This window comes from Aeromonas sp. L_1B5_3, assembly GCF_963866575.1.
Lineage (GTDB): Bacteria > Pseudomonadota > Gammaproteobacteria > Enterobacterales > Aeromonadaceae > Aeromonas > Aeromonas jandaei.
On sequence record NZ_CAWMDN010000008.1, the window covers coordinates 1 to 18990 of the forward strand.

17 protein-coding genes, 1 tRNA gene and 1 riboswitch are annotated in these 18990 nt (G+C 53.3%); of the genes, 10 read left to right on the plus strand and 8 right to left on the minus strand.

The features are described 5' to 3' along the window. The first annotated feature begins 29 nt into the window (after positions 1 to 29). From AACR93_RS01470 to AACR93_RS01490, 5 genes are read left to right on the plus strand one after another with little or no spacing between them, the layout of a single operon-like run. A complete protein-coding gene (locus tag AACR93_RS01470) occupies positions 30 to 1607 on the plus strand; it encodes a type I restriction-modification system subunit M (RefSeq protein WP_043852154.1) in 1578 nt (525 codons plus the stop codon). Further along, positions 1604 to 2767, plus strand: coding sequence for a restriction endonuclease subunit S (locus AACR93_RS01475; RefSeq protein ID WP_043852155.1), 1164 nt, complete (start codon positions 1604 to 1606; stop codon positions 2765 to 2767). The genes AACR93_RS01470 and AACR93_RS01475 overlap by 4 nt, the downstream gene beginning before the upstream one ends. Before the next feature lies 1 nt (position 2768). Then, positions 2769 to 3911, plus strand: a complete 1143-nt coding sequence (locus AACR93_RS01480) for an AAA family ATPase (RefSeq protein WP_043852156.1) — start codon at positions 2769 to 2771, stop codon at positions 3909 to 3911. After that, complete coding sequence (locus AACR93_RS01485) at positions 3904 to 7002, plus strand: type I restriction endonuclease subunit R (protein ID WP_043852157.1); 3099 nt, start codon at positions 3904 to 3906, stop codon at positions 7000 to 7002. The genes AACR93_RS01480 and AACR93_RS01485 overlap by 8 nt, the downstream gene beginning before the upstream one ends. 50 nt (positions 7003 to 7052) lie before the next feature. Next, complete coding sequence (locus AACR93_RS01490; RefSeq protein WP_043852158.1) at positions 7053 to 7721, plus strand: UPF0149 family protein; 669 nt, start codon at positions 7053 to 7055, stop codon at positions 7719 to 7721. Between the two features lie 198 nt (positions 7722 to 7919). Here AACR93_RS01490 and AACR93_RS01495 read toward each other — a convergent pair. After that, positions 7920 to 8009: transfer RNA gene (locus AACR93_RS01495), tRNA-Ser, on the minus strand. A gap of 381 nt (positions 8010 to 8390) precedes the next feature. On the opposite strand from AACR93_RS01495, the gene AACR93_RS01500 reads away from it, so the two are divergent. Both AACR93_RS01500 and AACR93_RS01505 read left to right on the plus strand, forming a co-directional pair. After that, positions 8391 to 9302, plus strand: coding sequence for a L,D-transpeptidase family protein (locus AACR93_RS01500; RefSeq protein ID WP_043852159.1), 912 nt, complete (start codon positions 8391 to 8393; stop codon positions 9300 to 9302). Between the two features lie 24 nt (positions 9303 to 9326). Continuing rightward, on the plus strand, positions 9327 to 10313 hold the full coding sequence (locus AACR93_RS01505) for a DUF481 domain-containing protein (RefSeq protein WP_043852160.1): 987 nt from the start codon (positions 9327 to 9329) through the stop codon (positions 10311 to 10313). 65 nt (positions 10314 to 10378) lie between these two features. On the opposite strand, the gene AACR93_RS01510 is transcribed toward AACR93_RS01505, so the two are convergent. The 5 genes from AACR93_RS01510 to AACR93_RS01530 form a co-directional block, all read right to left on the minus strand. Then, positions 10379 to 11161: an SLC13 family permease gene (locus AACR93_RS01510; protein WP_269429860.1), complete on the minus strand. Its 783-nt coding sequence runs from the start codon at positions 11159 to 11161 to the stop codon at positions 10379 to 10381. 17 nt (positions 11162 to 11178) lie between these two features. After that, complete coding sequence (locus tag AACR93_RS01515; RefSeq protein WP_269429861.1) at positions 11179 to 11751, minus strand: SLC13 family permease; 573 nt, start codon at positions 11749 to 11751, stop codon at positions 11179 to 11181. 224 nt (positions 11752 to 11975) lie between these two features. Beyond that, a complete protein-coding gene (locus tag AACR93_RS01520; RefSeq protein WP_041208669.1) occupies positions 11976 to 12701 on the minus strand; it encodes a MaoC family dehydratase in 726 nt (241 codons plus the stop codon). Between the two features lie 244 nt (positions 12702 to 12945). Continuing rightward, complete coding sequence (gene rlmF / locus AACR93_RS01525) at positions 12946 to 13890, minus strand: 23S rRNA (adenine(1618)-N(6))-methyltransferase RlmF (RefSeq protein WP_043852161.1); 945 nt, start codon at positions 13888 to 13890, stop codon at positions 12946 to 12948. 150 nt (positions 13891 to 14040) lie between these two features. Continuing rightward, positions 14041 to 14529, minus strand: a complete 489-nt coding sequence (locus AACR93_RS01530) for a C40 family peptidase (RefSeq protein ID WP_033114246.1) — start codon at positions 14527 to 14529, stop codon at positions 14041 to 14043. 275 nt (positions 14530 to 14804) lie between these two features. Here AACR93_RS01530 and AACR93_RS01535 point away from each other — a divergent pair, with 275 nt between their 5' ends. Beyond that, a complete protein-coding gene (locus AACR93_RS01535) occupies positions 14805 to 15524 on the plus strand; it encodes a 4'-phosphopantetheinyl transferase family protein (protein ID WP_043852162.1) in 720 nt (239 codons plus the stop codon). Next, a complete protein-coding gene (locus AACR93_RS01540; RefSeq protein WP_043852163.1) occupies positions 15524 to 16372 on the plus strand; it encodes a tetratricopeptide repeat protein in 849 nt (282 codons plus the stop codon). Before AACR93_RS01535 ends, AACR93_RS01540 begins: the two co-directional genes overlap by 1 nt. Before the next feature lie 131 nt (positions 16373 to 16503). On the opposite strand, the gene AACR93_RS01545 is transcribed toward AACR93_RS01540, so the two are convergent. Next, complete coding sequence (locus tag AACR93_RS01545; RefSeq protein WP_033115038.1) at positions 16504 to 16746, minus strand: Lpp/OprI family alanine-zipper lipoprotein; 243 nt, start codon at positions 16744 to 16746, stop codon at positions 16504 to 16506. Positions 16747 to 16971: 225 nt separating this feature from the next. After that, on the minus strand, positions 16972 to 17625 hold the full coding sequence (ribB, locus tag AACR93_RS01550; RefSeq protein WP_043852165.1) for a 3,4-dihydroxy-2-butanone-4-phosphate synthase: 654 nt from the start codon (positions 17623 to 17625) through the stop codon (positions 16972 to 16974). Positions 17626 to 17730: 105 nt separating this feature from the next. Next, a riboswitch (FMN riboswitch) is annotated at positions 17731 to 17886 on the minus strand. 229 nt (positions 17887 to 18115) lie between these two features. Between ribB and purU the strand changes: the two genes are divergently transcribed. Further along, positions 18116 to 18952: a formyltetrahydrofolate deformylase gene (gene purU, locus AACR93_RS01555; RefSeq protein WP_041208675.1), complete on the plus strand. Its 837-nt coding sequence runs from the start codon at positions 18116 to 18118 to the stop codon at positions 18950 to 18952. Positions 18953 to 18990: the final 38 nt, after the last annotated feature.

Genomic DNA, 18990 nt, shown 5'->3' on the forward strand with positions numbered 1-18990 from the left:
CTTGCGAGGCGACACACAGGAATCACAGCATGACAAGCATTCAACAACGCGCCGCCCTGCAACGTCAGATCTGGGCAATTGCCAACGAGGTTCGCGGTGCTGTCGACGGGTGGGATTTTAAGCAGTATGTACTGGGCGCCCTGTTCTATCGCTTTATCAGCGAGAACTTTGCCAGTTACATCGAAGGCGGTGATGACAGCGTCAACTACGCAGAAATACCCGATAGCGTGATCACTCCGGAAATCAAAGAGGATGCCATCAAGACCAAGGGCTACTTTATCCGCCCCAGCGATCTTTTCGTGAATGTGGCCAAAAATGCCAATAGCAACGACAGCCTCAATACCGATCTTGCCCACATTTTTGCTGACATTGAAGCGTCGGCTAGCGGTTACCCATCAGAGCGAGACATCAAAGGACTGTTCGCTGACTTCGATACCACAAGCAACCGCTTGGGTAACACGGTAAAAGATAAAAACGCCCGTTTGGCTGCAGTGCTTAATGGCGTGGCCAAGCTGGATCTTGGTGATTTTGAAGAGAATGATATCGATCTCTTCGGCGATGCCTACGAGTTCCTTATTTCCAACTATGCTGCCAACGCCGGTAAATCCGGTGGTGAGTTCTTCACCCCCCAGCATGTATCCAAGTTAATCGCTCAGCTTGCCATGCATGGCCAAAGTAGCGTCAACAAAATTTACGACCCGGCTTGCGGCTCCGGCTCGCTGCTCTTGCAAGCCAAAAAGCACTTTGACGCCCATATCATCGAAGATGGCTTCTTCGGGCAAGAGCTCAACCACACTACCTACAACTTGGCGCGGATGAACATGTTCTTGCACAACATCAACTACGACAAGTTCAACATCCAACTCGGCGATACGCTGCGCGAACCCCACTTTGGTGACGACAAGCCGTTCGATGCCATCGTCTCCAATCCTCCCTATTCGGTGAAGTGGATAGGTTCGGATGACCCGACACTGATCAACGATGACCGTTTTGCCCCCGCTGGCGTGCTCGCCCCCAAATCCAAAGCCGACTTTGCTTTTGTGCTGCACGCGCTCAGCTACCTCTCCGCCAAAGGCCGTGCAGCCATCGTCTGCTTCCCCGGCATCTTCTACCGGGGCGGGGCCGAGCAAAAGATCCGGAAATATCTGGTAGACAACAATTACGTCGAAACCGTGATTTCGCTGGCACCCAACCTGTTCTACGGCACTACCATCGCGGTGAATATTCTGGTGCTGGCAAAAAACAAGAAAGACACGATGACCCAGTTTATCGATGCCAGCGGTCCGGACTATTTCAAAAGAGAGACTAATAACAATGTGCTGTTGGATAGGCATATTGAGCAAATTATGGCGGTGTTCGATAGCAAGACCAATATAGACCACTTCGCCAAATCGGTGTCCTTGGACCAGGTAGCCGCTAACGACTATAACCTCTCGGTCAGCAGCTATGTGGAAGCAAAAGACAACCGTGAGGTGGTGGACATCGCCCAGCTCAATGCCGAACTGAAAACCACCGTGTCTAGAATCGACCTACTACGCAAAGACATTGATGCCATCGTCGCCCAGATTGAGGGTAACGGCAGCGAAGGCAAGGAGCTGGAGGCATGAGCTGCATGAATTTTTTGGATAAGCTGCTTGATGGGGTTGCTGTAGAGTGGACTGCATTAGGGGATGAACGCTTTGTTGAAGTAGCGAATGCAGCAAGAAGGCCAGTGAAGGCTGCTCTACGTATATCCGGGGAGATTCCATATTACGGAGCGAATAATATCCAAGATTATGTGGATGGATATACCCATGATGGTGAATATGTGCTGATTGCAGAGGATGGCTCTGCAAGTCTTGAAAATTACTCTGTGCAATATGCGAAAGGGAAATTTTGGGCAAATAATCATGTGCATGTTGTATGTGGCAAACAAGGTTTAAATACTAAATTTCTCTACTACTATTTGAAAGTTGTGGATTTTATTCCTTACTTGCCAAACAAAGACAGGTCAAAGTTGACAAAAGGGGAAATGATCAAGGTCCCCATCCCGATCCCCTGCCCGGACAACACGAAAAAATCGCTGGAAATCCAGGCCAAAATCGTTCGTATACTGGACACCTTCAACGAGCTTACCAACGAGCTTACCAACGAGCTTACCAACGAGCTTACTGCCCGTAAAAAGCAATACAACCACTATCGCGACCAATTGTTAAGTTCCGAAGATAAGGACGTGAAGTGGAAGACATTGGGGTCACTAGTTGACATAAACACCGGGTCAAAACCACCCGAAATTCTTGAAAGCGCGACAAGCTTTGATTACATCAATGCTGGAACATCCCGATCGGGCTATAGCGCAGCAAGTAATTGCTCTGGTGATACCGTCACAACTCCGTCGCGAGGTCAGGGTGGCATTGGCTACGTAGGCTACCAAAACAAGCCATTCTGGTTGGGGCCGTTGTGTTACAAACTACGATCAACAGATTTGACAGTTCTGATCAATAAATACCTCTTTTACTTTCTTCAATCACGAAGCGAAATGCTGTTGGGCTTGAAAAAGGAAGGTGGGGTGCCTGCAGTCAATAAGTCTGACCTTGTTCAATTGGAAATACCCGTTCCTTCAGTCAAAGAACAGAAACGGATTGTGGCCATCCTTGACAAGTTCGATGCACTGACCAACTCCATCACCGAGGGTCTGCCTCGCGAAATCGAGCTACGTCAGAAACAATACGCATATTACCGCGATCTTTTGCTGAACTTCTCCAAGCCGGAAGGGGTAGAGGTGTAATATGGGTAAGACGCTGACCGAAATTGCTCAGCAGTTGAAAGATAGCAACAAGAAGGTGCAATTGGTTTACGCCTTCAATGGTACGGGCAAAACCCGTCTGTCGCGAGAGTTCAAGAAACTGATTGCGCCCAAAACCAATGGCGAAGAGGGTGATGGGGAAGCCGATGCGCCCGAGTTATCACGCAACAAAATCCTCTATTACAACGCCTTCACCGAAGACTTGTTCTATTGGGATAACGACTTGGCGGGTGATGCCGAGTACACGCTGAAGATCCAACCCAATACTTATACCAGCTGGCTGCTGACGCTACTCAAAGATCTGGGTCAGGATGGAAATATCGTTCATTATTTCCAGCGTTATGCGAACGACAAGTTAACGCCACATTTTAGCGCTGACTTTGACGAAGTCACCTTTTCCCTAGCGCGCGGTAACGAGGAACATTCCCCTCATATCAAGCTTTCCAAAGGCGAAGAGAGCAATTTCATCTGGAGTGTTTTCTACACCCTGCTGGATCAAGCGGTGACAATTCTCAATGTTGCTGAACCAGGTGAGCGCGAGACCAGTGCTTTTGACCAGCTGGAGTATGTGTTCATTGACGACCCCGTCAGCTCTCTCGATGAAAACCATCTGATTGAACTGGCAGTCAATCTGGCCAGCCTGATCAGGTTAAGCCCATCCAATCTGAGGTTCATCGTCTCAACGCACAGCCCACTGTTCTACAACGTGCTTTTCAATGAACTGAACAGCAAGGCCTGCTACATGCTGGAGCGATTTGAAGACGGCAGCTTTGCCCTCACTGAAAAACAGGGCGACTCCAACAAGAGCTTTTCCTACCATCTGCACTTGAAGCAAGTCATTGAGCAGGCAATTGCGGACAACAGGGTTGAACGGTTTCATTTCACCTTGCTGCGAAACCTCTACGAGAAAACAGCCAGCTTTTTGGGTTACCCCAAGTGGTCAGAACTCTTGCCGGATGACAAGCAACTTTATCTAAGCAGAATAATTAATTTCACAAGCCACAATACGCTATCGAACGAAGCAGTTGCAGAACCAACCCAAGCAGAGAAGGCGATTGTCAAGTTGTTGCTCGAGCATTTGAAGAGCAATTATGGCTACTGGCAGCAGGAGCACCAAAATGGCTGATTATAAAACTATTGCAGAATCCAACAAATTTATCGTGCTGGATAAATACACTAAGGAGTGGTCGGTTGCTGAAAGCTATCAGAGCGAAAGTGATCTTGAACGCGAGCTAATTGAAGATCTGGTCAATCAAGGTTATGAGTTCCTGCCCACCCTGAATAACCCTGCTGCCATGCTCGCCAATGTGCGCGAACAGCTGCAAACGCTCAATAACGTAGCGTTTCTTGATGGTGAATGGCAGCGATTTGTTGAGACCTTCCTCGATAAGCCCAGCGACAGCATCATCGATAAAACCCGCAAAATCCACGATGACTATATCCATGACTTCGTTTTTGATGATGGCCGAATTAAAAACATATACCTGTTGGATAAAAAGAACGTTGTCCGCAACAAGGTGCAGGTAATCAAGCAGTTTGAACAAACTGGCAACCATGCCAATCGCTATGATGTAACGATCCTTGTGAACGGTCTGCCACTGGTACAGATCGAGCTTAAAAAACGTGGAGTGGCAATCCGCGAAGCCTTTAATCAGGTCCACCGTTACAGCAAAGAAAGCTTTAACAGTGAGCACTCTTTGTTCAAATATTTACAGCTGTTTGTCATCTCCAATGGCACAGATAGTCGTTATTTTGCCAATACCACGACACGCAATAAAAACAGCTTCGACTTCACAATGAACTGGGCGAAATCGGACAACACCCTGATCAAGGATCTGAAAGACTTTACTGCGACTTTCTTTCAGAAACACACGCTACTCAATGTGCTGCTGCATTACTCGGTGTTTGATATCAGCAACACCTTACTGGTGATGCGCCCTTACCAGATTGCCGCCACCGAGCGCATTCTGTGGAAGATCAACAGTGCATATCAGACAAAGAACTGGGGTAATACCGAAAGCGGCGGCTATATCTGGCACACCACAGGTTCAGGCAAAACCTTGACCAGTTTTAAGGCGGCGCGGTTGGCCACCGAGCTGGAGTTTATCGACAAGGTATTCTTCGTGGTGGACCGCAAGGATCTGGATTACCAGACCATGAGGGAGTACCAGCGCTTTTCACCGGACAGCGTCAATGGTTCGGACAGCACTGCGGGCCTTAAGCGTAATCTGGAGAAGGATGACAACAAGATCATCGTCACGACCATCCAGAAGCTCAATAATTTGATAAAGAGCGAAACTGACTTGCCGATTTACGGCAAGCAGGTGGTCTTTATTTTCGATGAGTGCCATCGCAGCCAGTTTGGCGAGGCACAGAACAACCTGAAGAAAAAGTTCAAGAAGTTCTACCAGTTTGGCTTTACCGGCACGCCCATCTTCCCGCAGAACGCGCTGGGTGCGGACACCACCGCCAGTGTGTTTGGCCGAGAGCTGCACTCTTATGTCATCACCGATGCTATTCGCGATGAAAAAGTGCTCAAGTTCAAGGTGGACTACAACGATGTGCGCCCGAAGTTTAAAGCAATTGAAACAGAGAAAGATGAGAAAAAGCTGAGCGCGGCGGAAAACCAGCAGGCCTTGCTACATCCGGATCGCATTCGTGAGATCACCCAGTACATCCTAAACAACTTCCGGCAAAAGACCCATCGCCTGCAAGCGAACGCCAAGGGTTTTAATGCCATGTTTGCGGTGAGCAGCGTGGAGGCTGCCAAGCTCTACTACGAATCGTTCAAGATGTTGCAGCAAAAGAGTAATAAGCCACTTAAAGTTGCCACCATCTTCTCGTTTGCTGCCAATGAAGAACAGGATGCTGTAGGAGACATTGAAGATGAAAGCTTTGATGTCTCTGCTATGAATAGCAGTGCCAAGGAGTTTTTAAACGCGGCCATCGCAGACTATAACGCGTTGTTTAAGACCAACTTCAGTGTGGATAGCAACGGTTTTCAGAACTATTACCGCGACTTGGCCAAACAGGTTAAGGCCAAGGAGATAGATCTGCTGATCGTGGTGGGTATGTTCCTGACCGGCTTTGATGCCCCCACGCTGAACACACTGTTTGTGGACAAGAACTTGCGCTACCACGGGCTGATGCAGGCTTACTCGCGCACCAACCGCATTTTTGACGCTACCAAAACCTTCGGCAATATCGTCACTTTCCGGGACCTAGAGCAGGCGACTATCGATGCCATCACCCTGTTTGGTGACAAGAACACCAAGAACGTAGTATTGGAAAAGAGCTACAAAGAGTACATGGAAGGCTTTACCGATATCGTAACTGGTCAAGCACGGCGCGGCTTTATGGATGTGGTTAACGAGCTGGAGCAGCGCTTTCCTGATCCTGCGGCCATTGAGAAAGAGGCCGACAAGAAAGCGTTCGCGAAACTCTTTGGCGAGTATCTACGCGTAGAGAATTTGCTACAAAACTATGACGAGTTTGCCAGCCTGAAGGCCCTGCAAAGCGTAGATATGAGCGATCCTGAAGCGGTCGAGGCATTTAAAGCCGAACACTATCTGGATGATGCAAAGCTGGCCGAGTTGCAGACCATTCGCCTGCCTGCCGAACGCACAATCCAAGACTACCGTTCTACTTACAATGACATCCGAGATTGGCAGCGTCGGCAAAAATCAGCAGAGGAGAAAGACAAATCCACCATCGATTGGGATGACATCGTATTTGAGGTAGATCTGCTCAAATCCCAGGAGATCAACCTCGACTACATACTTGAGCTGATCTATGAGCACAACAAGAAAACCAGAAGCAAAGCTGAGCTGGTAGACGAAGTACGTCGCCTGATCCGTGCAAGCCTTGGCAATCGAGCTAAGGAGAGCCTGCTAGTCGATTTTATCAATCAAACCGACTTGGACCAGATAGGTGATGCCGCCAGCGTCATCGAAGCGTTCTACGCGTTTGCTCAGGCTGAGCAACGACGAGAAGCAGATGAGCTGATCAGCTCTGAAAATCTGAATGTGGAAGCGGCAAAGCGGTATATCAGTAATTCGCTCAAGCGCGAATTCGCCAGCGAAAACGGCACCGAGCTCAATTCACTGTTGCCCAAGATGAGCCCGCTAAACCCGCAATATCTGACCAAAAAACAGAGCGTTTTCCAGAAGATCGCGGCCTTTGTAGAGAAGTACAAGGGCGTGGGTGGTGACATTTAGTCAATATACTACTCCATGCCAAAACGGATGGATTACTGGAGTTGGTAAAAATGCAATCGTTTGAAATATTGAGTGATGAAGAGTTCGATGAGCTGGAGGCGCTGCTGGAGCGCTACGGCAGTGAAAACAGCATAGCCTCTATGTCGATGCTCGATGGCTTTTTGACAGCTGTGGTCTCTGGCCCTCACCTCATCATGCCGAGCTCTTGGCTCCCTGCAATTTGGGGTGGCGAGCAGGATCAACCCGAGTGGCAAAGCGAAGCTGAGCTGGAGCGCTTTATCGATCTGGTGATGCGCCACAGCAACGACATTGCGACCACGCTGACCTATGCGGCAGAAGACTATTTCCCGGTGGCACCGGAGTTTGAACGACACGGAGAGTGGGTCCCTCTGATCCATGACTGGTGTGGGGGTTACCTAGGGGCGATTGAATTGGCACCATGGCCCGCTCTGCCCGCACCTGAAGCTGCTGCACTGGCGATGATCAGTGAACCGCTGGAGAAGATGCCTACATCGCTCGAAGCGCTCAGCAATGAACACCTGCAAGAACAAGCCACTAAAGCCCGCTTTGCCGCTCGTATCCTGCATGCCCACTTTCTGGCGCAACGAAGTGAACGCCCGGCACGTTCTCAACCAGTGGTGGCACCCATCAAGATTGGCCGCAACGAGCCGTGCCCCTGTGGCAGCGGCAAGAAGTACAAGCAGTGCTGTTTGCACTGACCAACACAATAGATAGCAAGAGAGGGCCAATGGCCCTCTCTTGCTTTGGTTAAACTGAAAGGAGTAACGACGATGACCTGTCCAAAGAAATGCTATCGAGGAGCAGGACAGCCAACACCTAATGGCATACTCACTGGCATACCGAAAAAATCACTAAAATAAAAAACCCAACTTTTTCAATGTGTTGAGCCTTTAAGATGGCGGAGAGACAGGGATTCGAACCCTGGGTGGCATTGCTGCCACAATTGATTTCGAGTCAATCCCGTTCGGCCGCTCCGGCATCTCTCCGTGGGATGATTTTTTACCCAAGCAAGGGGAATAATGCAATGAAAATTTCTTACTTATCAATCGAGTGAATGCTTTTTAGCCAGCCATCTCCCCCTTACTCTCCATGCAAACCCTGTCGACACCAAACAAGCCTGACAGGATTGTCTGGCCAGATAGAAAGATTCATCCATCTTGCCCCGTTCGCCATTCGAGTCAGTTTTTCGCGGTTTATCAGCCCCTTGCGACAAAATGGGTGACAGACGCCGCTTTTGGCTGGTTTACTGTCGCCTCAACGCGCTTTTGTCGCAAATAGCCTTGCGTAACAAGGCCAAAAAAGAACAGAGATAACTGTCGGGGCATTAGTCGCAATCACCTTGCCTCACTCCAACCGATGGAATACCGATGCCGATAAACCCCCTCCTCTTTCTGCTGCTGGCCCTGATGTCTGCACTGCCCGTACAGGCCAGAAGCTATCCACTTCCACCGACTGGCAGCCGCCTGATTGGTGAGCTGGAGGATTACTTCATCCAGCAGGATGAGTATCTGGAGCTGGTTGGCAAACATACCCAAATTGGTTTTTTGGCGCTGCTTGAAGCAAATCCCGGTGTTGATCCCTATTTACCCAAGCCGGGCACCCGCTTGACCCTGCCGACCCAGATGCTGCTGCCCGATGTCCCGCGCGAGGGGATCGTCATCAATCTGCCCGAGCTGCGCCTCTACTACTTCCCGAAAGGGAAGCAGGAAGTGATCGTACTACCCATCGGGATCGGCGACATCGGTCGCGAGACACCCGAGATGACCACCACCATCATAGAGAAGACCCCAGATCCGAGTTGGGTACCCGGCCCCATGGTGCGCAAATCCTGGCTGGAGCAGCAGGGGATCACGCTGCCAGCGGTTGTGCCGCCGGGACCGGATAATCCCCTTGGCAAATTCGCCATGCGCCTGGGTTATGGCAAACGGGACTATCTCATTCACGGTACCAACAAGGATTTTGGTGTAGGCCTGCGGGTAAGTGCAGGCTGCATCCGGCTGCGCCCTGATGATATCGAGTCCCTCTTCAAGATGGTGCCGATCGGTACGCCGGTGCGGGTCATCAATCAACCGGTCAAGGTTGCCATCGAGCCCGACGGCCGTCGCTGGCTGGAAGTGCACTCTCCTCTGTCACGCACGGAGGAGGAGATGGAGCAGGGCGCGCCTCTTGTTCTCACCCCGGAGGTAGAACAATTTATTGCGGCCCCCGAAGTAGAACAGAGTGCAGTCGCTGAGACTCTGGCACTGAAGAATGGCTTGCCCAAGCCCATCAGCGGCTGACACTGCACGGAGTTGCCCCAAACCATGAGATACCTGCTGCTCTTTTTGCTGTTCTCCTGCCCGCCGCTTTGGGCCAAAGACATCCTATGGATGCAAAATGGTGATCGCCTAACCGGTACCATTGAAGAGATCACCGACCAGTCGGTACGGATTGCCCTGCCCTATAGCGGGTCAGTGACCGTCAAACGTGATGCCATAAAACGCTGGCGACTCGAAAAGCAGGACAAGCCCAAAGCGACAGCCAAGGGCGGCATAAAACTGTTCGAGGATGGGAATGATGAGCGCAATGCCTGGCTCTGGAGCGGCAGCGGCGATCTCAACGTCAAGATCAGGGACAACGACAAGAAGACCAACAACGTCAACGTCAAAGGCACAACTGAAGTGGCTAATCTCGACTGGCGTTACACCCTTTCGGGAGAATATAACTACGAGACCTCCAACAACGTCACCGATAGCCATGACTACAAGGTGACGCCCACCCTCGACTATTTCTTCGATCAACACTGGTTTATTCGCAGCTCGGTCAATGCCGAATATGACATGCTGGCCGACTACTATTTCAAACTCGACTTTGGTTCGGGCCCCGGTTATCGATTCTGGAATGACAAAAAACGGCGACTCGAGCTTATTGCCCAAGGCGGTATGCAGCGAGCCTACTATCGCAACAATGAGCTGTTGAGCATCTTTTATTCAAGCTCACATACCATCAGCTATCCCATCGGGGAACTACTCTGGGACTACCGCCAACCGCTCTCCTTCTGGCAGCAGCCATTCGAGCTGTTCAGCAAAGGAAGCTATACCAAGTATCTGGCTCAGCCCTCCCCCTATATCACTCTCAACCAGGATATCTCTGGCAGCATTGGCATGCGTTACTACTTCAACGACCATCTGCGCCTCTCATGGAGCACTGAAGTCGAGCGAGAGGAAGGGGAGTTAAACCTGGGCCCGTTCAGCCAGTCTCTCAACAAGACCGATTACAAGCACCTCCTCAGTCTGGGTGCCAGTTTCTAGGCCCCAAAAATAAAAAGGAGGAGCCAAATTGGCTCCTCCTTTTTATTAGACCAACAGAGTGGCAACTAGATCAGCCCCCAAGCCGCGATCTGGTAGATCCACAGCATCGCCAGCACTGTGCCCACCATCCCCATGATGACGCCGATCCGCACCATCTGACGGCTCTCCACCAGACCGGTGGCATGGGCTAGCGCATTGGGCGGCGTACTGATGGGGAGCGACATGCCCAGCGATACCGAGATGGTCACCGCCAGGATCAGGGTATGGCTGCCGCCCCACTCGGCCAGCTCCGGCATGCTGACCGCCAGTGCCGCCACCAACGGCAGCAACAGGTTGGCTGTCGCCGTGTTGGACATAAAGTTGGCCATCACCACCGCCAACAGGCATGCCCCCACCAATACGGCGAGCGTGGAGTACTCATGGAACGGTATGTGAGTAATGAGACGCTCCGCCAGCCCTGAGTCCTCCAGCGCTAGGCCCAGCGCAATCCCGCCCGACACCAGCCAGAGCACATCGAGGGAGATCTTGTGCAGATCATCCTTGGTGATGATCCCTGTCGTCAGGAAGACGGCGACCGGGATCATGGCGACCACGTAGGAGTTCATGCCGTGCAGATCACCGAGCAGCCAGAGCACTATGGTGGTAATGAAGGTGAGATAGACCACCCAGGCCCGGGGCGTCTGCATGAAACGCCCCTCGATTTTCAGCTCGATCTGTTTGAGCGGGCTCGGGAAGAAACGCCCCAGCAGAAACCAGCCAAGCAGCAAGAGCGCGACGAAGGGCACCGCAAACCCCATCCACTGACCAAACGAGATGGCATGCTCGCCAGTAAGATATTTGAGAGCCACCGCGTTGGGCGGCGTACCTATGGGGGTACCAATTCCACCTTGGCCGGATCCCGCTCCGGGAATACCGCCAACACCGGAGCCAGAATAGCCAGCATCATGGCCGTGGTAGCGGTATTGCTCATAAACATGGAGAAGGTGGCGGTAATGAGCATCAGCCCCAGCATCACGACTCTGGGGTTGCGACCGAAGGGGCGCAGCAGCACCCGCGCCAGATTCACATCCAGATGGTATTTGGTCGCGGCGATGGCCAGAAAAAAGCCGCCAAGAAAGAGCATAATGACCGGTGAGGCAAAGGTTGCCATCACCTCGGTCGACTTGAGCAGCGAACCAAACCCGGGCTCGCTCTTGCCTGCCGTCATGAACCAGAGCCCCTTGTCGGAGAGCAACAGTAGCTCCAGCACGATGATCAGCACTGAGGTAGCAAAGATGGGGATGGGCTCCAGGATCCAGCAGAGCGCCGCCAGCACGAAAATAGCGACCACCCGCTGCTCGACCACAGTAATTCCCTCGAGAGGGATCCAGTGCGTCGGGATCAGCAGGATAAAGAGACTGAACAACAGTGGCAGAATAATCTTGTGATTGATGGGCACTATCGTCTCCAGAATAGGGATTGAGAAGTCGATAGTGGCATAACATGCTGCCGTTTCAGGACACGGACTTGCCAAAATGAGAGCTGGCTAACCGCATACAACGCGATTTTGTGAGTCATATCAAGCACAAGCAGCGTCTCTGAACGTTCATGCCGCGCCTGACGGCCAAAATGAAAACGGGCTCGCTATTGCGAACCCGTTTGCTCATCTTCAACGACGAGGGATCAGAAGTAGATGCGAGTCACCGACTCAATCACGCAACCCGGGCGGCGGATCCCTTCGATCTCCACCTTGATCTCCTTAAGCAGCTCCAGACCGCCCTTGATGGGGGTAACCCGTGCCAGCTTGGTGCGAGCGCGGATGTTGCTCTCCACCTTGATGGGGTACGGGAAGCGCACCTGATCCAGCCCGAAGTTCACTACCATGCGAGCAGTCGGAAACTCGGGGGTGGACTCATCCACCGAGCCGGTCAGCTGCGGCAGCAGAGCCAGCGTCAGGAAACCGTGGGCAATGGTGGTCTTGAAGGGCGACTCGGCAGCCGCACGCTCCGGATTGGTGTGGATCCACTGATGATCGCCGGTCACCGCTGCAAACTGATCGATCATCTGCTGGCTGATATGAAGCCACTCGCCAACATGGGTCTCTTCGCCTATCTTGCCCTGCAGCTCGGCATAGAGCGCAGCGGCTTCGCCCTCCAGCTCGATGGCAGGATCCTGGGCCACGGCAGGCTGACCGTTAGCCACCTGAGCCACGGTGTCGGCATTCTGCTGCTGTGCGTTCTGGGCTTCGCTTTGCAGGTCCAGCACCCGTCCCAGCAGAGGGTGAAGATGTGCCTTTTGCTGAAACTCACGCCAGTAGTCGCGGATAGCCGGAGAGAGCCAATCCTTGAGCTCAAAGGGGTGCTGCGCCAGAATTTCGCGCTTGCGCTTCAGAAAATCGACAACTTTCATGTTCCGATCCCTATGTGATTCAATGCCGGTAAAGAGGTCTAACCAGTCCTATTTTATTAAAGTTACAGCTGAAAGTGCAAAAAAATCTCGGCGTACACCTGTACCAAGGCAGAAGTCACTACTCATATCACATCAAAAAGCATTATCTGCCAATGAAGAAATCGATTTCCAACTGAGATCTCGCCCCCCCCTTCTATCCCCATAGCGATCAAAAAAGGCCCGCAACGGGCCTTGTTCAATCCGCTCAGCGTGGGGCTGACCACCATTCACGCATGCCGGCATCATCGAAGAAGGTCCAGGCCAACACCCGGCTCACCTTGTTGCCCTGCGCCATCTCAAGCACCCGAACCTGACGTGCCCCGACCCGGGTCAATGCCTTTTTGGCAACCGGCAGATTCTCCTTCTTGGAGACCAGCGAGCTGAACCAGAGGCACTGGCTGGCGAACTCCTTGCTCTGATTGATCATCCTGGTCAGAAACGCCGCCTCACCCCCGTCGCACCAAAGCTCGGCTTTCTGGCCGCCAAAATTGAGTACCGGCGCCCCCTTCACCTCTTTGCCCAGATTGCGCAGCTTGCGCTCGCTCCCCTTGCTCGCCTCAGCCAGCGAGGCGTGGAAGGGAGGATTGCAAAGGGTCAGCGCAAAGCGCTCCTTCGGCCCTATGATGCCGCGAAAGACATGTTCGGCATTGCCCTGCAGGCGACACTCGATCTGGTTGCCAAGTCCGTTGCTTTTGGCCAGCAGAGCCGCCGCTTTCACCGATACCGGATCGATATCGGAGCCGACAAAACGCCAGCCATATTCACGGCTACCGAGCAGCGGATAGATGCAGTTAGCTCCGACCCCGATGTCCAGCACCCTCACCCCCTTGCCGGCAGGTACCTTGCCGGCACTCTCGGCCAGCAGATCGGCAACCCGGTGCAGATAATCGACCCGCCCCGGAATGGGTGGACAGAGGTAACCGGCGGGCAGATCCCAGTGAACAATGCCGTAGTGGTGGGCCAGCAACGCCCGGTTCAGGGCCTTGACCGCAGCGGGATCGGCAAAATCGATGGTGAGATTGCCGTAGTCATTGGTAAAGAGATGGGTGGCCAGCTCCGGAGTCTGCCGGCAGAGCGCCTCAAAATCGTAACCATCGAGATGGCGATTGCGGGGATGGAGTCCGGATTTGCGGTCATTGCGGGATGTCATGCTGGGCCTGCCGAAGAAAAACGGGCCCACACTATAGTGATTTGGCCTGCGAAAGTCTAAATCACAGCCATAAAAAACCGGGCTTCAGGAGCCCGGTTCAAGTGAGGTTGGAAAAACAGTCCGTACTGCGAGCCGTTTGTCCAGCCTGACTCAGATATCGATCCGGCGCGCTTGCCAGAACTTGCTGCGCCAGTATTGGCTGTCCAGCTTGGAGCGGGTCACACCGGCTCGGGTAGAGGCGTGGATAAACTCGCCATTCCCGACATAGATGCCGACATGATTGAGACGACGATTGATTTTGAAGAAGACCAGATCACCCTCGACCAGATCCTTCTTGGAAACACGAGTCCCTTCATGGACTTGAGAACGGGTGTCACGGGGTAACTCGACACCGACGGCATTGCGGAACACTTCACGGGCAAAGGCGGAACAATCGATACCACGCTGGCTACTGCCACCCATCCGGTACGGAACGCCACGCCACTCTTTATAAACTGTCAGGATTTCATTCACATCAGGTGTTTGCGAAGCTTCCGGTTCAATAACGGGTTCCATCATGGAAACTTCGATCTTGCTCGCGACCTCGGTTTGGGGTGCCGAGGCACAACCCACCATTCCGAGCGCGACCAGCAGTAGCATCAGGTGGCGCAATCCTTTATCCCCGCAAAAATAGAAATCTTGTTAAAATACGGCCCCGAAAGGCAATTAATAAGGCAACAGCACCCGACTATATCCAAGAATTCTATCGAGGCAAGTGAAAATCCCTATCGGGCTCACATTTTTGCAAGGAAATGCACGATTTTTCATAATTAATGTGATCATGGCCAAACAATATACAATCGCAAAAGCGGCCATCCGGCTCAGAGATAAGTGGCATTTATCCCTGCTTCATCACCCTTTTTAAGTGAAAAATTATGATCGCCACCGATCTTTTTTTGTTAAATCCGACCCTGATTGCTCAGGAATCGCTCGCTACCCTGCCCGAGCTGTTATCGGCCGATGAACACCGTATTTGGCAGCAAATGAGCCACAACTTGCGCCGTCAGGAGTATCTGCTCAGCCGGGCTTTGCTGCGCCAGCTTCTGGCACAGAGACTGGCCACTTCGCCATCCGCGCTGCAATTTAGCAACGGGGAGCACGGCAAGCCGCAGCTGCAAGATGGGCGCTGGCATTTCAATCTCAGCCACAGTGGATCCTGGCTGGTACTGGCGCTTTGTCAGCAGGGGCCGCTCGGGGTTGATATCGAGCTGGGTAAAAGACGGCACTCTCCCCTGCCCCTTGCCCGGCGGTTTTATGCACAGAGTGAATATGAGTGGCTCTGCGCCCTGCCGGAGAATGAGCAGGAGAGCGCCTTCTACCGGCTCTGGTCACGCAAGGAGGCCGTACTCAAGGCCCACGGTGGCGGCATCGCCGCCGGGCTTGAGAAAGTACGCTTCATCCCCGACGAGGCGTGGCGCCTCGATAACCAGCTCGATGAGCAGCACTATCAGGTTCAGGATTGGCCCTTTGCCAGTGGCTGGCTCAGCCTTGCCGCCGCCACGACAGCGGTCAATGGCTACCGGTTGGACGAGCGCTTGAATTGCCATCCCCTCACCCCCATGTTGTTCCAAACCCTTTCGGAAGAGTCCAACTGATGATCGTCGACATTACTCCCCAGAATTTTCACGCAGAACTGATCGATGCCTCCATGAAGAAGCCGGTCGTCATCTATTTCCATGCGCCGCAGATGCCGGAGTGCCAGGGAATGACGCCGTTGATCGAATCGCTGGTTGGGCCTGCCAACGAACTGGTCACGCTGGCCAAAGTGGACATGAACAATCCCCAGCTGCAACCGCTGGCCAGCCAGCTCGGCCTGCGTGCCTTGCCGGCACTGGTGCTGTTCCATCAGGGACGCCCGGATGAACAGGGGATCATTGAAGGGCCGCAGGATGAAGCGACCCTGCGCCAGTTCTTCGCTGCCTTCGCACCAAAAGAGGAAGAGGAGCTGTTTGCCAAGGGGCAACAGGCACTGGCCGATGGCCAGCCCGGCGAGGCTTATGCCCATCTGGGCAAAGCTCATCAGATCGCTCCGGAGCGCCACGACATCAGCCTCTGGCTCATTCAGGCCGCGCTCGATCTCAACCTGCTCGATGAAGCGCAGGAGCGGCTCGGCAATATTCCGATGGTGGCACAGGATAGCCATTTCCATGCCCTGACCTCACGGCTGGCACTGGCTCTGCAAGCGGCGGACAGCCCGGAGCTGCGTGCGCTGGAAGCTCGCCATGCCGAAAATCCGGATGACTTTGCGCTGGCGCAGGAGCTGGCGGTGCAATACAACCAAGCAGGTCGTCAGGAAGAGGCGCTGGGACTGCTGCTTGCCATCCTCAAGCGGGATCTCGCTTTTGGCGATGCCAGAAAGACCTATCTCGACATTCTGGCAACCATGGGCAGCACAGCGGTGGCACAAAATTACCGTCGCAAGCTCTATAGCCTGCTCTATTGATCGAGTCTGAAGGAATGAAGAAGGGGCGTGCCGGGAGACCGGCATGACCTCTGGGGTCAAAAGGAAAAGCGGGGATGAGAAATTTCAGGCAAAAAAAAATGGCGCATAACTGCGCCATTTTTTCGCATGGCTTACTTCTTGTACTTAGTAGCCATGTTGTCGATGCGCTGGTTAGCACGCATAGCTTCTTGCTTGGCTTCAGCAACATCAGCAGCGATCTTGGACTGATCAGCACGAACAGCGCTAACATCTTGAGCCAGCTGGTCAACTTTGTTAGACAGATTCTGAACGGAAGTTTCCAGTTCGCTAGTGTTTGCGCAACCACCCAGCAGAGCGGACAGACCAACAACACCTACCAACAACAATTTTTTCATTTTTAAAGCTCCCTTGAACTCGCCAGACGTTTAGCAAGCGGCGTGATTATGGCACAAAAAAATCATACTTTGCATAGTCCCCAGCACAGATAAATGCATTAAAACCCTCATTTTTTTTTGAATGAACAGTTTTTGTTCAGATTCGGCTAAAAAATGAGTGCCGCGTGATGAGGACACGGACAAAGACTAACCAAAATTTTCGCTTATTACAATTTCGTATGAGCCTCAGGCTGTTCGTTCTGACAGCAATTGGCGATATTGCACCAAATCTTCGATGGTGATCACGGGCATCCGGTGCTGACGACCGAAAGAAATCAGGTCTGGCAAGCGGGCCATCGAGCCATCTTCCCTGGTCAATTCGCACAACACCCCGAACGGTTTCAGCCCGGCAAGCTGCATCAGATCGACCGTCGCTTCGGTGTGACCACGGCGCACCAGCACGCCCCCGGTACGGGCACGCAACGGGAATACATGGCCAGGCCGGTTGAGATCACCCGGTTTGGCCCCATCGGCAATGGCGGCACGAATGGTAGTGATGCGATCCGCCGCCGAGACACCGGTAGTGACCCCCTGCGCCGCTTCGATGGTGACGGTAAACGCGGTCTGATAGTGGCTTGAGTTGGCCTCCACCATCATCGGCAGTTCGAGCTGACGCACCCGCTCATCGGTCAGGCAGAGACAGACGATGCCGGAGCACTCGCGGATCATCAGCGCCATCTGTTCATTGGTCATGGATTCGGCGGCAAAAATGAGGTCGCCCTCGTTCTCCCGATCTTCATCATCGGCCACCAGCACCCCCTGGCCTGACCGCAAGGCAGTCAGAGCCGCTTCGACACGGGCAATTGGATCACCGAATTCACTGAGTAGAGACTGATTCATGGTAAAGCTCCCAAACAATAAAAGGACCAGAATCAGGGCATGGAAAGGCAGACAGAAATGGCCATGCAGCAGCCAGCCCTAAGGGGGCAGAGAGTGCAATGTCTGTCTTATCCTCTTTCATCCGGACTATGACCGTCGGCTCCGGCATCTCACCGGATCTGCTGACCCCGCCCCGGCAGACCGGGGTCGGGCGCTCGCGGGCTCCCCGAGTCAGATCGGGATACCGCCGGTGGGGAATTTCACCCCGCCCTGAGAATAAGCGCTGACAGCCTAAAGAAAAGCGCCGGCAGATACCAGCCAAAAACCGGCTCAAGCTGAAAAACCTTTGCCTGACGGATTCGATGTTCTCCCCTGCTCCCATCGCACTCCTCTTGTGGCTGTAGCGCCCACCGAATTTCTTTCTGGCCACAATTTGTTTGTGGCATAGTGCCAAAAAACGCGCAGCCTGCGCAGAGACAGGCGCCAACACCACAAACGGAAAATGACAGAGATGGAAAAGAAAATACTGCTAACGGACTGCCCGGACGCCAAGGGCCTCATCGCCAAGATCACCAACATCTGCTACAAGCATCAGCTCAACATCATCAAGAACGATGAGTTCGTGGATCACGAGAATGGCCGCTTCTTCATGCGTACCGAGCTGGAGGGGCGTTTCAATGACGAGACCCTGCTGGCCGATCTCGATGATGCCCTGCCCGCTGGCGCCCAGCGCCGTCTGGTAAAGGCTGGCAAGAAGCGCATCGTCATTCTGGTCACCAAGGAGACTCACTGCCTCGGCGACATCCTGATGAAGAACTACGCCGGCGCTCTGGATATGGACATAGTCGCGGTGATCGGCAACTACGACACCCTCGCCGAGCTGACCGGCAAGTTCGATATTCCGTTCCACACCGTCAGCCACGATGAGCTGAGCCGCACCGAACACGAAGAGCAGGTACGCGCCATCATCGACGGCTATGCACCGGACTACGTGATCCTGGCCAAGTACATGCGGGTGCTGACTCCTAGCTTCGTCGAGGCCTATCCGCGCAAGATCATCAACATCCACCACTCCTTCCTGCCCGCCTTTATCGGTGCCCGCCCCTATCGCCAGGCATTCGATCGCGGGGTCAAACTGATCGGCGCCACCGCCCACTTCGTCACCGACGATCTGGATGAGGGCCCCATCGTCGAGCAGGACGTGATCCACGTTGATCACACCTTCAGCGCTGATGACATGGCCAAGGCGGGTCGCGATGTAGAGAAGTCGGTATTGAGCCGGGCGCTGGAGCTGGTACTGAACGAACGGGTGTTCGTCTATGGCAACAAGACGGTGGTGTTCAAGTAACAACACCCGATAATCCGGAAACAACAAAGGCTCCCGCG

Bases quoted from the DNA above. Each gene is read 5' to 3' on its own strand.
- AACR93_RS01470 (WP_043852154.1), top strand. From the start codon at position 30: ATGACAAGCATTCAACAACGCGCCGCCCTGCAACGTCAGATCTGGGCA.
- AACR93_RS01475 (WP_043852155.1), top strand. From the start codon at position 1,604: ATGAGCTGCATGAATTTTTTGGATAAGCTGCTTGATGGGGTTGCTGTA.
- AACR93_RS01480 (WP_043852156.1), top strand. From the start codon at position 2,769: ATGGGTAAGACGCTGACCGAAATTGCTCAGCAGTTGAAAGATAGCAAC.
- AACR93_RS01485 (WP_043852157.1), top strand. From the start codon at position 3,904: ATGGCTGATTATAAAACTATTGCAGAATCCAACAAATTTATCGTGCTG.
- AACR93_RS01490 (WP_043852158.1), top strand. From the start codon at position 7,053: ATGCAATCGTTTGAAATATTGAGTGATGAAGAGTTCGATGAGCTGGAG.
- AACR93_RS01500 (WP_043852159.1), top strand. From the start codon at position 8,391: ATGCCGATAAACCCCCTCCTCTTTCTGCTGCTGGCCCTGATGTCTGCA.
- AACR93_RS01505 (WP_043852160.1), top strand. From the start codon at position 9,327: ATGAGATACCTGCTGCTCTTTTTGCTGTTCTCCTGCCCGCCGCTTTGG.
- AACR93_RS01520 (WP_041208669.1), bottom strand. From the start codon at position 12,701: ATGAAAGTTGTCGATTTTCTGAAGCGCAAGCGCGAAATTCTGGCGCAG.
- rlmF (WP_043852161.1), bottom strand. From the start codon at position 13,890: ATGACATCCCGCAATGACCGCAAATCCGGACTCCATCCCCGCAATCGC.
- AACR93_RS01530 (WP_033114246.1), bottom strand. From the start codon at position 14,529: ATGCTACTGCTGGTCGCGCTCGGAATGGTGGGTTGTGCCTCGGCACCC.
- AACR93_RS01535 (WP_043852162.1), top strand. From the start codon at position 14,805: ATGATCGCCACCGATCTTTTTTTGTTAAATCCGACCCTGATTGCTCAG.
- AACR93_RS01540 (WP_043852163.1), top strand. From the start codon at position 15,524: ATGATCGTCGACATTACTCCCCAGAATTTTCACGCAGAACTGATCGAT.
- AACR93_RS01545 (WP_033115038.1), bottom strand. From the start codon at position 16,746: ATGAAAAAATTGTTGTTGGTAGGTGTTGTTGGTCTGTCCGCTCTGCTG.
- ribB (WP_043852165.1), bottom strand. From the start codon at position 17,625: ATGAATCAGTCTCTACTCAGTGAATTCGGTGATCCAATTGCCCGTGTC.
- purU (WP_041208675.1), top strand. From the start codon at position 18,116: ATGGAAAAGAAAATACTGCTAACGGACTGCCCGGACGCCAAGGGCCTC.